General features: G+C 62.0%; 13 protein-coding genes. 9 read left to right on the top strand and 4 right to left on the bottom strand.

The genetic code is table 11. The features are described 5' to 3' along the window. Positions 1–28 precede the first annotated feature (28 nt). Entirely contained in the window at positions 29–2,245 is a 2,217-nt protein-coding gene (locus tag LH365_RS09295) for a TonB-dependent siderophore receptor (RefSeq protein ID WP_226743364.1), read from the bottom strand. Between the two features lie 313 nt (positions 2,246–2,558). On the opposite strand from LH365_RS09295, the gene LH365_RS09300 reads away from it, so the two are divergent. Then, positions 2,559–3,545, top strand: coding sequence for a phytase (locus tag LH365_RS09300; RefSeq protein WP_255606565.1), 987 nt, complete (start codon positions 2,559–2,561; stop codon positions 3,543–3,545). A 32-nt stretch (positions 3,546–3,577) separates the two neighbouring features. Here LH365_RS09300 and proC read toward each other — a convergent pair whose 3' ends face one another. Genes proC through LH365_RS09315 form a run of 3 tightly spaced genes read right to left on the bottom strand, consistent with a single transcriptional unit; the run spans position 3,578 to position 5,193 of the window. After that, positions 3,578–4,378: a pyrroline-5-carboxylate reductase gene (gene proC, locus LH365_RS09305; RefSeq protein WP_226743366.1), complete on the bottom strand. Its 801-nt coding sequence runs from the start codon at positions 4,376–4,378 to the stop codon at positions 3,578–3,580. A gap of 1 nt (position 4,379) precedes the next feature. Beyond that, entirely contained in the window at positions 4,380–4,913 is a 534-nt protein-coding gene (locus LH365_RS09310; RefSeq protein ID WP_226743367.1) for a YbjN domain-containing protein, read from the bottom strand. A 40-nt stretch (positions 4,914–4,953) separates the two neighbouring features. Then, the gene (locus tag LH365_RS09315; protein ID WP_226743368.1) at positions 4,954–5,193 is read right to left on the bottom strand and encodes an accessory factor UbiK family protein; all 240 of its coding nucleotides are present in this window, start codon (positions 5,191–5,193) and stop codon (positions 4,954–4,956) included. 162 nt (positions 5,194–5,355) lie between these two features. Between LH365_RS09315 and lgt the strand changes: the two genes are divergently transcribed. From lgt to LH365_RS09355, 8 genes are all read left to right on the top strand, one after another. Further along, positions 5,356–6,255, top strand: a complete 900-nt coding sequence (gene lgt / locus LH365_RS09320; RefSeq protein WP_226743369.1) for a prolipoprotein diacylglyceryl transferase — start codon at positions 5,356–5,358, stop codon at positions 6,253–6,255. Next, positions 6,242–7,315 (top strand): class I SAM-dependent methyltransferase, encoded by a 1,074-nt coding sequence (locus LH365_RS09325; RefSeq protein ID WP_226743370.1) that lies wholly within the window; start codon positions 6,242–6,244, stop codon positions 7,313–7,315. The genes lgt and LH365_RS09325 overlap by 14 nt, the downstream gene beginning before the upstream one ends. Before the next feature lie 9 nt (positions 7,316–7,324). Next, positions 7,325–8,101 (top strand): peptidoglycan editing factor PgeF, encoded by a 777-nt coding sequence (gene pgeF, locus LH365_RS09330; RefSeq protein WP_226743371.1) that lies wholly within the window; start codon positions 7,325–7,327, stop codon positions 8,099–8,101. Between the two features lie 157 nt (positions 8,102–8,258). After that, complete coding sequence (locus tag LH365_RS09335; protein WP_226743372.1) at positions 8,259–9,194, top strand: ribose-phosphate pyrophosphokinase; 936 nt, start codon at positions 8,259–8,261, stop codon at positions 9,192–9,194. 580 nt (positions 9,195–9,774) lie between these two features. After that, the gene (locus LH365_RS09340; RefSeq protein ID WP_226743373.1) at positions 9,775–11,025 is read left to right on the top strand and encodes a hypothetical protein; all 1,251 of its coding nucleotides are present in this window, start codon (positions 9,775–9,777) and stop codon (positions 11,023–11,025) included. A 323-nt stretch (positions 11,026–11,348) separates the two neighbouring features. Further along, a complete protein-coding gene (locus LH365_RS09345; RefSeq protein ID WP_226743374.1) occupies positions 11,349–11,942 on the top strand; it encodes a 50S ribosomal protein L25/general stress protein Ctc in 594 nt (197 codons plus the stop codon). Positions 11,943–12,223: 281 nt separating this feature from the next. Next, positions 12,224–12,832: an aminoacyl-tRNA hydrolase gene (gene pth / locus LH365_RS09350; protein WP_226743375.1), complete on the top strand. Its 609-nt coding sequence runs from the start codon at positions 12,224–12,226 to the stop codon at positions 12,830–12,832. An 18-nt stretch (positions 12,833–12,850) separates the two neighbouring features. Continuing rightward, on the top strand, positions 12,851–14,140 hold the full coding sequence (locus LH365_RS09355) for a glycosyltransferase (protein ID WP_226743376.1): 1,290 nt from the start codon (positions 12,851–12,853) through the stop codon (positions 14,138–14,140). Positions 14,141–14,186 lie beyond the last annotated feature (46 nt).

The following is a 14,186-nucleotide window of genomic DNA, read 5'->3' on the forward strand; positions in this document are numbered from 1 at the left end:
CGTTTCCCTTAAGGGCTGGGTATAATTATCAGAAGGTCGCACGCAGCGTGATCTGATACAGTGGACCCGACTTTTCGGACTCGCGTTCATACTCGTCGATTTCGTGGTTCAGGCGGTTCTCCAGGATTTCGTCGATCGAGTCGCCGTCATATTTGGTGAAGACCTCGGCCTTCTCGGAGTCCAGAATGTTCTGCACCGAAAAACGCAGCACGTAACGCTTGCCGAACCGCTTCTCGACAAAGGCTTCCAGCGACGGATCGTAATCGACCGACGCAACCTCGTCTACCGCATAGGCCACACCGGTATCGCGACCGTAGATGGACGAGCCGAACGACACATCCCACGCGGGCAGATTGGTGACGAAGCCCGCATTGTAGACCCAGTCGGGCTGGTTGTTGAACTTGCGCTTTTCGCCGGTGAACGGATCGGACACTTCCGAATCCATCCAGGTGTAGTTGAAATAGACGCCAGTATTCTTCACGCCTAAATTATCCAGCGGCGTGGAGAAGTCGAGTTCGACGCCCCACGTCTTGCCCTCGCCGATATTGCGCGGCTGATAGACCGAGAATTCGTCGCCGTCGTCTTCCACAGTTTCGCCCGTCGAGATGACCTCGATCATGTCCTCGATATTGCGGTAGAACAGGTTGACGCCGAAAATGCCCTGTGTGCCCAGACGGTGCTCATAGCCGGCATCGGCGCCCCAGGAGGTTTCGTTCTTAAGGCTGGCATTGCCGCGGAAGGCATTCTCATCCGCCGGCTCTTCCGTTTCGGTCAGCGGCACCATGTCGTCGAAGTCCGGCGAGCGGCTGGTGCGCGCCACCGAGAAGCGGAACTGATCGTCGCGCGAGGTCTTGTACAGCAGGTTGAACGACGGGGTCAGGATGGATTCGTCGTAGGAACCGCTGTCGTCCTCGCCCGTGACCTCGCGTTCTGTCATTTCGTAACGCAGACCGAGGTCGAGGGTCAGGTTGCGGGTCGGCGTGAAGGTGGCGCGGACGAACGGATCGATGTTGGTTTCCTCGATCTTGTAGGCGCCCAGCGGGTCGGCGACGCCGTCGCGCTTCTTCTGGCTGGTCGAAACGCCGAACTTCAGCTTGTAGCCGTCGCCCTTGAAGCCGTAGGCGACCTTGCCGTTATATTCCTGATCGACGATGTCGAGCGTTTCTTCGTCATCAAGTTCGAGATCGCTGAGGTCTTCTTCCTCACCGACGTGAACGGTGGTGGTAGTGTGCTCGTCGTACTTGTTCCAGCCGAAGTCGTATTCCAGCTTGCCGATGCCGAGCCCGAACTCGCCGTCGACGCCCAAGGCGTAGGTCTTCTGGCTGATGCGCTCGGCCTGCACCTCAACCTCGTCGAAGTCGGTGAAGTTTGTAGCGCCGTAGGTCTTGGAGATTTCGTCTTCGTCGCGGTCGGTATTGACGAAGAAGCCGTTTAGACGGATGAAGCCGTCCTCAAAGCTGTGCTTCCATTCGCCGTTGACCGAGGTGTCCTTGCCGTCGCGGGTGTCCTGCTGATATTCCATATCGTCGAAGTCGTCGTTGATCGCCTTATAGCGCCACGAATACTTCTTCTTCGGGTTGCGGCGGCCCTGATGGTTGACGCCGATCCACCAGTCGTTGGTTTCATCACCGCCGGCGTAGGCGGCGGCCAGCGACGGGCGCACCTTGCCGTCGTCATTGATCACCGCACCGGCCTTGATCAGGCCGCCGCGCAGTTTCGCGCCGTCTTTCAGCACGATGTTGAGCGAACCGGCCATGCCCGAACGCGGTTGATCGGCGGTCGGGCTGCGCACGATCTCGATACGCTCGACCAGTTCCGCCGGGATGCGGTCGACGAAGAAGGAACGGTCCTTTTCACCGCCGGGCGCCTTGCGGCCATTGATCAGGATGGTGGTGTAGCCCGGCGGCAGGCCGCGCATCGACACGCCGTCGAATTCCAGCGTGTCCGAGGTGAAGGTGATGCCCGGAACGCGCTTCAGCATCTCGCCGACGGAAACCGGCTCGAACTTCTGGAAGAATTCCTGATCGTAGATCAGGGTGGGGTTTTCGGTCTCGGCGCGGTCGCGGAAGCGCAGGCGGCCGGTGACGACCACTTCGGTCATGGCGGCGTTCGCAGCCGCGTCTTCGGCAGGCGCGGCAGGCACTTCGTCGGCCGCTACAGCCGTCGTAACGATTGCGCCGGAAAGCGCGGAAGAGGTCAACAGGAGCGCTGCCAGGCGCGTTTGACGGTTAAGTTTGGAAAACATTGCGGGGGCCCCATCTTTAATGTGAGATAGGGTTGAGTAATCGGGACGGATGACATTTTTATAACAAATCTAACGTCAATAAGTCAGCCGCACCCCTCTGTGTCATAAATATCGAAACATCGTTTTCTTTTGAAAAAGAGCGTGCATTTCGGGTGGATATTGCTATCAGACCTACGATTTACGCGAACGGAGATGCAGCATGGCTTATGCAACCCTTTTCAATAAACGTTTCACTACCATAACATCTCTGCTGATCCTTACGACGGCACTTACGGGTTGTCTGCATCCAGAACTGATTTCCGATTCCGCTAAAATGACTCAGGGCACGGGCACGCCGGTTGTGGCCGCCGTCGAAACCGCGGCCGTCGGCACGGTGAACCTCGATTCCGCCGATGATCCCGAAGTCTGGGTCGATCCGTCGGACTCCAACCGCGTCGTCATCTACGGCACCGACAAGAAGGCCGGCCTCTACAGCTATGACAGTGCGGGCAAGGTCATCGACTTCCTCAGCGTCGGCCCGATGAACAATGTCGATCTGCGCAACGACGCCCTGGGTCTGCCGGTCGTGGTGGCCGCATCGGACCGCGTCGGCAACGGCGTGCGCTTCTTCAAGCTGGACCCGGCGACGCTGAAGACCAGCGACTGGGGTTTCGCGCCGTTGAAGACCTCGGAAGCTTACGGTTTCTGTCTGGGCAAGACCGCCGCCGGCGATCTGGTCGCCATCGTCATCGGTCAGGCCGGCGACGTCGCTCAGGCCACCGTCTCGGTTGCGGGCGGCAAGCCGGTGCTCAGCGAAACCCGCCGCTTCGCCGTAGGCACGCAGTCGGAAGGCTGCGTCGTCGATGACGTGACGCAAAAGCTCTATATCGCCGAAGAAAATGTCGGCATCTGGATCTACGGCCTCGACCCGGCGACGGGTTCGCAGCGCACGGCCCTGATCACCCTGCCCTCCGACATCATCAAGGCCGACGCGGAAGGCTTAACTTTGTTGCGTGACGGCTCGAAGACCTTCCTCATCGCTTCATCGCAGGGCGACTCGGCGTTCGCTGTCTGGCGCGTCGATGGCGCGCCCGCTTATCAGGGCCGTTTCTCGGTCTTCCCCGGCAACGGCATCGACGCCGTGACCGGCACAGACGGCGTGGCAGCCCTGGGCGGTCAGGTCGGCCCCTACGCCAAGGGCATTGTCGTCATGCAGGACGACATGGACACCGAAGGCGAAGCGCCCTCCACCACCCGGTCGCGGCAGAACTTCAAGATCGTCGACTGGAAAGAGATCGAGGCCAAACTGGCCCTCAAATAAACCAAAAGCCCTCCGGAAACGGAGGGCTTTTTTTATCCCAGCTCTTTGGAGCGTTTCTGCGCCGCCAGCACCGCGGCGGTGACCAGTTCGTCCAGCCCGCTGCCGCTCTGACGCAGCACCTTCAGCGCCGCTTCGGTCGTGCCGCCGGGCGAGGCCACCTTGCGGATCAGGTCTTCCGGATCGGCTTCGGTGGCGTCGAGCAGATGGGCCGCCGAAATCACCGTGGCGCGCGCCAGCGTCTTCGCATCCGCCGGGGTCAGTCCGGTTTCCAGCGCCGCTTTTTCCAGCGACTGCACGAAGGCGTAGACATAGGCCGGTCCCGAACCGGAGGCGGCGGTCGCCGCATCGATCAGGTCCTCGTTTTCCAGCACCACCGTCGCCGCCATGGGCGAGAAGAGGTCGGACGCCGCCTGCAGCGCCACGCCATCGGCGGAATAGAGGCTGGCTACGCCCTTGCCCGTCGCCACGCCGGTGGTCGGGATAACGCGCGCGACCTTCAGCGGCGCGAACACCGTGCTGAGGTCTTCGGTGCGCACCCCGGCCATGACCGAGATCAGGGTCGCCCCCTTGTTCAGATTGCCGTCAAGAATCTGCGCCGCCCCGCGCCAGCTCTGCGGCTTGACGGCGATGATCACGGTGAAGGCCTCGCGCCACACTTCGGGGGCCGGATTGAGCCGCGCCCCCAGACCGGCATAGACCTGCGCTTCTTCGCCGGGATTGAGGTCGAGGATGATCAGGTCGGACGGCGCGACGTGTCCGGCCGCGCGCATGCCCTTGAGCATGGCCGAACCGAGCGCGCCCGCGCCGATCAGAAGGATGGGTTTCGCCAGCATCTTATGCCTCTCCCACGGTCTCGAACAGGCACGCTTCCAGCGCATCGTCCGCCGTCTTCGCGCCCTTGAACAGGAAGTCGAAGGCCGGATAGAAGCGATCGACCGCCTCGGCGGCGACATTGATCATGTGCGCCGTCTGCACCTGACCCGGACGCTCCATCGGGCTCGACAACAGGGTGTGGCGGAAGACGATATTGGCCGGCAGACGGCCCTCTTCGCGCACGCCGTCTTCGTCCTCATAGATTTCGAAATGACCGAACCAGACGCGCTGATTGACCAGCGACAGCAACTGATGGATGGCCGGGAACCGGGGCGGGTCGAAACGCAGATCCAGCGACGAACACAGTTGCAGGCACTCGCCTTCCGGACGGCAGGAGAACCACATGTCGTACGACTTCCACAGACCGGCCAGCGAGAACAGCACCTCGCCGTCGGGCGTCCGCTCGAAGGTCAGACCTTCGTCGGTAAGGATGGCTTCAACCAGTTCGAGGGGTTCCGAAGCCGTGTCGGTATAGTCAGCCTGAGGCAGATCCATGATCGTTACGGGTTTCCTGTATAGTTCCCGAAAGACGGGCTTATTCGGCCCTGGGGGCTTTAAGGCTCTGAATCTCAAGTTTCAATGCGGCGATTTCCGCCAGCAGAACCTCCTTCATCGCCTCGAACTCGTCGCGGCGGACGAGGTCCATATCGGCGACGAAGCGGTCACCCTGCGCGCGTAAGGCCGCCTTGGCCTCGTCACCGGCCGCCTGAGCCAGCGACATGGCGCTGGTCGACAGCTTGGCGAATTCGTCGAGGAAAGGGTTTTTCGACTGCATAGGAAAATCCTTGCGGATAAAGGCCTGAGATGACCTTAGAATGAGTTGTCACACAGTGCGCATATAGTGCGAACGGCGACAGAAATAAAGTTTTTCACGATTCTTGCCCCCCTTCGATGATTCCTTTAGGTCTTTGGCGAGAGTTCACAGGTTTGTAGATTCATGACCCTGCCCGATATCGATCCCGTCATCTTCCACATCGGTCCGCTGGCCTTGCGCTGGTACGCGCTGGCCTATGTGGCGGGCATAGCGGCAGGCTGGTGGTATCTGTCTCAGTTGATCCGCAAGGAGGCGCTGTGGGCACCCTACCCCGCGCCCCTGAGCCGCGAACACCTCGAAGACCTGATCATCTGGATGGCGCTCGGCATCATCCTGGGCGGACGCATCGGCTATGTGCTGTTCTACGATCTGGCGCCGATCCTCAAAAATCCGCTGCAATTCTTCAAGGTGTGGGAAGGCGGCATGTCCTTCCACGGCGGGTTTATCGGCGTGTGCATCGCCGGTATTCTCTATGCCCGCCGCCATCGCATCAACCCCTGGACGCTGGGCGATCTTCTGGCGCTTGCCGCCCCGATCGGGCTGTTTTTCGGCCGCATCGCCAACTTCATCAATGGCGAACTGTGGGGCCGCACCACCGAAAGCCCCTTCGGCATGGTCTTCTGTAACAAGTATATCCTTCAACAATACGGCGGCGTTTGCCCGGCCGGCTATCTGCCGCGTCACCCCAGCCAGCTTTATGAGGCCGTGCTCGAAGGCATCGTGCTGTTCGTAATCGGCTACATGCTGGTCCACATCTATCGCAAGCTGCGTCAGCCGGGCGTGATCATGGGCACCTTCGTCGCCGGTTACGGCATCGCCCGCGTGCTGGTCGAATTCGTACGCGAGCCCGACGCCCAGATGCTGCCCTTTTTCAAGACCGTCATCACCATGGGTCAGACCCTGTCCCTGCTGATGATCATCGGCGGCGGCATTTCGATCTGGCTGGCCCTGAGCGGCAAGACCCTGCCCGCCGGCTTCGAGCCGCCCGCCGACGAAACGAAAGCGCCTGATGGCCTCGCTTAAGACCCGCCTGATCGAGCAGATCCGGCTCGAAGGCCCGCTGACCATCGCTGATTATATGTGGGCCTGCCTGTTCGACCCTCAGGAAGGCTATTACGCCACGCGCCCGGCGCTGGGCGAAGACGGCGACTTCATCACCGCGCCCCTCGTGTCGCAGATGTTCGGCGAACGCCTCGCCCTGTGGGCCATGCAGGCGTGGCAGGACCTCGGCGCGCCAGCCAAGATTCGCGTCATCGAAATCGGCCCCGGCGACGGCACGCTGATGAGCGACCTGACGCGCACCTTCGGCTCGCTGCCGGCCTTTGCTCGTGCCGTCGAGATCGGTCTGGTCGAGCCGTCGATGCCGCTGCGCGCCGTGCAGACGGCTAGGCTGGGGACCGTGCGTCATTACGACAGCCTCGATCACATCCCCACCGACGCCCCCCTCATCCTCATCGCCAACGAGGTGCTCGACTGCCTGCCCGCGCGGCAGTTCCAACGGGCCCCCGAAGGCTGGTTCGAGCGCTGCGTCGGTCTACACGAAGGCGAACTGGTCATCGGCCTCGTCCCCGCGCCGAAGGATTTCCAGGCCAATTTTGAGGCTGAAACCGGCGATGTCTGCGAGGTGTCTCTGGCCCAGAACCGCCTGATCGAAGCCGTCGGCGCGCTGATCCACGACGCCACGGGCGCGGCCCTCTTTATAGACTATGGCCGCGACCGGCCCGAACCCGGCGATACGCTTCAGGCGCTCTGTCGGCACGAAAAGACCGATCCTCTGGCCGAACCCGGCGCGCACGATCTGACCCAATGGGCGGACTTTCCGTCGCTGGCGGTCACGGCGCTGAACATGGGTCTGGGCGTCAGCCAGATCACGCCGCAGGGCGTGTTCCTGCAACGGCTGGGCATTATCGAACGCTTCGACGAACTGCGTCAGAAGAACCCGGATCAGACCGACAGGCTGGCGCGGCAGGTCCACCGTTTGATTTCATCGGATGAGATGGGCGACCTGTTCAAGGTGCTGGCCCTGACCTATCCCCGCAACCTGCCCCTGGCGGGCCTTGCGCCCATCGGCGTCGAGGCATAGGTAGGTCACATGACCCTGCCCCGCATCCTGCACCCGCTCCTCGACCTGCCGAACATCCAGCACGGCTTCTTCACGCGGCTGGGCGGCGTCTCACCCTTTCCCTACGAGTCGCTGAACGTCGGTCAGGGCTCGAAGGATACGCGTGAGAACATCTTCGAAAACCGCCGCCGCGTCGCCGCGACCTTCGCTCAGCCCGAAGACCGCCTTCTCAACTGTTATCAGGTCCATTCGAAGATCGCCGTGACCGTCGATGGTCCATGGCCCGATGAGACGCGCCCCGAAGCCGACGGCCTCGTCACCGCCACGCCCGGCCTGATCCTCGGCGCCCTGTCGGCCGATTGTGCGCCGATCCTGTGGGCCGATCCGGTCAACGGCGTCGTCGGGGCCTGCCACGCCGGCTGGAAGGGCGCGCTGGGCGGCATGATCGAGGCCGAGTACGCCGCGCTTCGGGCCAGGGGCGCGGAAGCCCGACACCTGCGCGCGGTCATCGGCCCCTGCATCGCTCAGGCCTCTTACGAAGTCTCCGCCGACTACGAGGACGCCTTCCGCGCGCAGGATGTCGACAGCGCGGCCTTCTTCATTCCGGGCAGGACGGCCGACAAGCGGTATTTCGACCTGCCCGGCTTCTGCCTGATGCGCCTGAAACGTCTCGGTCTGACGCAGGTCGCCGCCACCGGTCACGACACCTGCGCCGAAGAGACCCTGTTCCATTCCAATCGCCGTGGCTTCCTGAGGCAGGAGCCGGACTATGGCCGCCTGATCAGCGCCATCATGCTGCGGGAGTGAAGGCACCGGTGAAACGGTTAAGTTCGGACGCCTGCCATACGCCCTCCGACATCCCGGCAGAATTTTAAGGTTTTGCGACGAATCGGGCTTGCCCCACAGGGCTCACCTGTTAAAAGCCGCCGCAAGAAATCCCACCCTGCCGCCCCACAGGTTCCCCATGAAATTGCTATCGGCCAACTCCAACCGACTGCTGTCGCAGGCTATCGGCGACTATCTCGACATGCCGCTGACCAAGGCGCGCATCGAACGCTTCGCCGACAAGGAAATCTTCGTCACCATCGATGAGAATGTGCGCGGCGAGGACATCTTCGTCATTCAGTCGACCAGCTACCCGGCCAATGACAACCTGATGGAGTTGCTGATCTGCATCGACGCCCTGACGCGGGCCTCGGCCAAGCGCATCACCGCCGTCATCCCCTATTTCGGCTATGCTCGTCAGGACCGCAAGACCGGCGGCCGCACCCCGATTTCGGCCAAGCTGGTCGCCAACCTGATCGTGCGCGCCGGCGCCCACCGCGTCCTGACCATGGACCTGCACGCCGGGCAGATTCAGGGCTTCTTCGATATCCCGACCGACAATCTGGTCGCCATCCCCTTCATGGCCAAGGACATCAAGGCCAATTACACCAACGCTCATGAAATCATGGTCGTGTCGCCGGACGTCGGCGGCGTGGTGCGCGCCCGCGCCCTGGCCGACCGCCTCGGCGGCGACCTCGCCATCGTCGACAAGCGCCGCCCGCGCGCCGGCGAGTCCGAAGTCATGAACATCATCGGCGACGTGACCGGCCGCAACTGCATCCTGTTCGACGACATCGTCGATTCCGGCGGCACGCTGGTGAACGCCGCAAAGGCGCTGATCGACCGTGGCGCGACCTCGGTTTCGGCCTATATCAGCCACGGCGTCCTGTCGGGCAAGGCCATGGAACGCGTCGAAAACTCGGTGCTCAAGGAACTGGTCATCACCGACTCCATCGAAGCCCCCGACCACGTGCGCAATCACCCGAAGGTGCGCATCGTCGGCGTCGCGCCACTGATCGGCGAAGCGATCCGTCGCATCGCCAACGAAGAGTCTGTCTCCAAGCTTTTCGACTAGCGACGGATCGTTGATTAATCTTCTTGGCCGCCGCATCGCCAACGAAGAGTCCGTTTCCAAGCTTTTCGATTAGCGACGGATCGTTGATTAATCTTCTTGGTCGCCGCATCGCCGATGAAGAGTCCGTTTCCAAACTCTTCGAATGATAGCCGAAACACCAGCTATCGGGGCGTCCTTCCGGACGCCCTTTTTATATTTAATTAGCCCGATATTAACCTTATCGCTTCGCACGCGTCTCACGTAAATGTTATTTCCATTTCGCGGCGACTCACCGGCCACCGCGGCGAAAAAAGCCATATTTTTGGCGCTTTTATGAGGACTTCTGTTGTCAGTTGAATTATTCCTGACAGCCTTGTGGTGGACCGTTTTGCCGGTATCATGCCCTCGCTGTCCGGGTGGGGACCACGGCCCGGTCCGTGCACCTGACATAAGAAACAGATGCGGAAAAGCCTTCCGCGCACCTTTCCGTTTGTCCGCCTTTGGGGCCACGCCCCGTCAACCGACGTCACGCACATTGTCCGGCCCTCCGGGCAACCGTTTTGGGCCCGTTTTCCGGGCAACAGTTTTTGGGGAGTATAGTATGAGCTTCACGACCAGAACCGGCCGCAGGCCGATCTTCCTGGCCGTCACCGCGTCGATAATGGCCCTCAGCCTCGCCGCGTGTCAGACCGACGCCCCGCCGCCCGCACCTCCCCCGCCGCCGCCCGCGCCAGCCGGTCCGCCGGTGTCGCTGGCCCCGGCCATCTCCGACGCCGCTTCGGTCTATGTCGCCTATATCGATCAGGCGCGCGGCATGAACGCCGATTTCAACGACCCGGCCATGGTTCAGGCCAAGCTGAGCCAGGGGTCCGCCTACGAACCGAAGCAACTGGCGCGCGGGGCCATCGCCTATGCCGCCATCGTCGCCATGCAGGAACCGGCCTTCCGCTCGCAACTGCGCGCCTATGCCGCCGACGCCACCGCGCGTCAGGAACTGGTGACCAAGCTGTTCAGCAATCCCGGCTATGCCGGCGGCATCCCCGGCGCCAATATCGCCGCCCGCCGCGTCATCCTTGCCCTGTCCTCGGACGGCGAGATGCTCTACACAAGGGGCGCGGCCATGAAGCAGGCCGCCTATTCGATCCAGAAGCAGGCCTGGTCCAAGGGCCTGCTGAACGATCCGAACGCGCGACTGGCCGCCACCAAGCTGTCCTCCTCGACCAGCCGCGGCGTCGTCACCGACGAAAGCGCCAGGCTGCTGACCGCCGCCCTGACCGGCAACGGCCTGACCACTCACGCCAATACCGGCACAGCGACGGCCGATGCGGCGGCCTATAACGCCACCTCGACCTCAAGCAACGCGGCGCAACCGCTCAGCGCCACCGGCACCGCCGCGGCGTCGTTCGACCGCGAAACCCTGTTCAACACGCCCTATACCTATGGGGTGAACCGCGCCCTCGCCATCGCCGCCATCTCCATCCTCGGCGAAGGCACCGGCCCGAACGAGGCGGCCGTCATCGCGCTTCTCAACGAACAACAATCCCCGCGCTGCCTCGGCGAATCGAAACTGATGCTCAATCAGTGTCTGGCCGCTTCGCGCTTCCATTTCGACGACGTCTTCTGCACCGGCCAGCACATTCTGATGGATACCGGCAACTGTATCGGAGAATTGTCGTCCAACGCGCTCAACCTGTCCCCGGACCGCGAAGTCAAGCTCAGGGCCGACGGCACCGAGGAGCTGAAGTACGCCAACGCCAAGCCGTACATCAAGCCTGAGCCGGTCAAGAAGGCTTCGGCCAAAAAGCCGGCGGCCAAGAAGACATCGGCCACGGCCAAAAAGAAAACCTCCTGATCCGCGTGAGGGAAACATCGCTTCCCTCACCTGCAAGCGACTTTGCAATATTGACGACACATCCCCCGGGGCGGCGCTTCTGAGCCTTCGGGGGATTTTCGGCTTTAGAGTCGGGTATTCGGGCGTAATTTGGGTCGAAAAAGCGGATTTTTCCGCTTCCTGACCGGTTGCGTCTTCGAACGTTAGCGTGTATCTACGCGCCTCTTGAGATTTTCGGGGTTTCCCCACGCCGTGTCGATTGTGTTTGCCCGCGCCTCCCAAAGAGGTTTCAGAGGGCGGGGCATTGATGCCGACATAGCGCTCTTTGTTTGAGGAACAGGCTGATGGCCGATATCGTACTAGACGTTGAACTCCGCGACCGCACCGGCACCGGTGGCGCGCGCGCTACCCGCAATGAAGGCAAGATTCCCGGCATCCTGTATGGCGGCGATAAGGCCCCCGTCGCCATCGCGGTCCAACTCAACGCTTTCCGCAAGGCCCTGTACACGGGCAAGCTGGCCGGTCACCTGGTTACGCTGAAGTACGGCGAAGAAACCCAGAAGGTCATCGCCAAGGCGATCGACTTCCACCCGGTCACCGACGTGCCGGTGCACTTCGACCTGTACCGCGTCGACGAATCGCAAACCATCAAGATCAACGTGCCGGTGCACTTCAAGAACCACGAAGCCTCGCCGGGCATGAAAAAGGGCGGCGCCCTGACCGTGGCCTTCCACGAACTGGAAATCCAGGTTCCGGCCGGCCACATCCCGGAAGACGTCGTCGTCGACCTGTCGGGCCTCGACATCGGCGCTTCGGTGCATGTCGGCGACCTGAGCCTGCCGTCGGACGTCACCGCCGTTCAGGGCAAGGACGTCGTGATCGCCTCGATCACCGCTTCGGCCGCTGAAAAGAGCGAAGAAGCTTCCGCCGAAGCCTAATTCGCGCTTTGCGAGAAAGAACCTAAAGCCCTGTCCTTACGTCAAGGACAGGGCTTTATTTCTGTGCGCAACTTATGCGAATCCGCCCCGGCCTGTGCTTTTCCTCATATTCGCCTTGCCATTTTTTTGATTAGATCACCGTCCATTCAGTACGGAATCGATTTTAGAGCCCTACCCGATCCGGTGGGATCGGATTGTGCTCTAATCCTTTGTTTCTTGCGCATTTAATTCCGAAGAACCGTTGCACATTTTTCGGAATGCGCTCTTGATCGGAGCCCGCCTTGTTTCTTGTCGTAGGCCTTGGCAATCCGGGACCGCAGTATGCGAAGAACCGGCACAATATCGGCTTCATGTTCATCGATCGCCTGATCGACGGCGCGGGCTTCGGGCCCGTGCGCAAGAAGTTCCAGTCCGAAGTGTCCGAAGGCACGATCGACACGCCCAAGGGCCCCGCCAAAATTCTGGCCATGAAGCCGCAGACCTTCATGAACCTGTCGGGCAATGCCGTGCTTGAGGCCGCCGCCTTCTATAAGGTCAAGCCGGACCATATCCTTGTATTTCATGATGAACTGGACCTTGCGCCCGGACGCTTCCGCCTGAAAATGGGCGGTGGTCATGCGGGCCATAATGGTTTACGCTCCATTATGGGACACTTGGGGCCGAACTTCGTGCGTGGACGCATGGGGATAGGTCATCCGGGTCAAAAGGAACTGGTCCATAGTTGGGTCTTGTCGGACTTCTACAAGGCCGAGGACTGGGTTGAACGTCTGTGCGACGCCTGTGTAAAGGCGCTGCCGCTGGCGCTCATGGGGGAAAGTGAAAAGTACATGACCGAAGTGATGCGTTTGAGCCCGGCTCCGAAATTCGATCCCAAAAAAGTATCCCAATAGGATTCAGAGGGTTAGACGATGCCGACCGCGCCTCAAATCGTTCTGACGACCTTTGGTTCGCTGGGGGATCTTCATCCCTTCATGGCTCTGGGTCTGGCGCTGAAAAAGCGCGGGGTCGGCGTCGTGCTGGCCTCGCACCCCGACTATGAGGGCAAGGTCGAGGCCGCCGGACTTAAATTCCTGGCCTGCGGCCCCAGCATGGAGACCTACCGCCAGAATCTGGGCATTGATGCCGCGCAGATCATCCGCCACTTCTCCCAGGACCACGGCTTCATGCTGAAGCATCTGGTCGCGCCCTATATCGAACAGGGCTTGTCGGAACTGCGCCCCATCGTGCGTCAGGCCGATCTGGTGGTGTCGTCGTCCTACGCCTATACGGCGCATCTGGCGGCGCGGTTGGAAGGCCGCCCCTTCTCCACCGTCGCCCTGCAACCGGCCGTCATGTTGTCCGCCTACGATCCGCCCAAGCTGAAGGACGCGCCGCTGGTCCTGTCGCCGCGCACAGAACTGGGCCGCCAGTATAACCGCGCCATCTTCTGGATCGGCGAGAAGAAACTGGCGGGTTCGCTGGCCCCGATCCGCGCCATCTACGCCAAGTACGGCGTCGATATGGAAATCAGCCTCGGCGGCGTGCAGTCGGATCAGATGACGCTCGGTCTCTATTCGCCGCTGATCGGCGACGTCGCCCCGGACTTCCCGCCGCGCACCGAAATCGTCGGCTTCCCCTTCTTCGATTCCGAGGACGGCCGCCGCAGCGAGCTGCCGCCGCAGCTTGAGGCCTTCCTGTCCGCCGGCCCGGCGCCGCTGGTCTTCAGCCTGGGTTCGACCGCCGTCTATGATGGCGAGGACTTCTATCGCGACGCCGCCAAGGCCGCCCGCGCCCTGGGTCAGCGCGCCGTGCTGCTGGTGGGCGGGCAAAGCCCTCTGCTCAATGACGATTTCGGTCCTGACATCCTTTGCGTGCCCTACGCGCCGCATTCGCTGCTGATGCCGCGCGCCCGCGTCAATATCCACCACGGCGGCATCGGCTCCACGGCGCAGGCCCTGCGCGCCGGCCGGCCCCAACTGGTCACACCGGTCTTCGGGGATCAGTTCGATAATGGCCGCCGCATCGAGCGTCTGGGGGCCGGCCTGTCGATCACCTTCGACCGCTGGCATAAGCATTCGGCCATCCGCCTGCTCGACCGCCTGCTGTCGGAGCCCGCCTTCGCGCGCAAGGCAGGCCATGCCTCGACTGTGGTGGCGCAGGAGGACGGGGCCGAACGCGCCGCCGAGCGCCTGTTGCAGAGCCTGCCGGTAACGGCCTGAAGTCATAAAGACGAAGGGGGCGCGGCCCCCTTCACCCGTTACATGC

This window comes from Asticcacaulis sp. AND118 (genome assembly GCF_020535245.1).
In the GTDB taxonomy this organism is placed as follows: Bacteria; Pseudomonadota; Alphaproteobacteria; order Caulobacterales; family Caulobacteraceae; genus Asticcacaulis.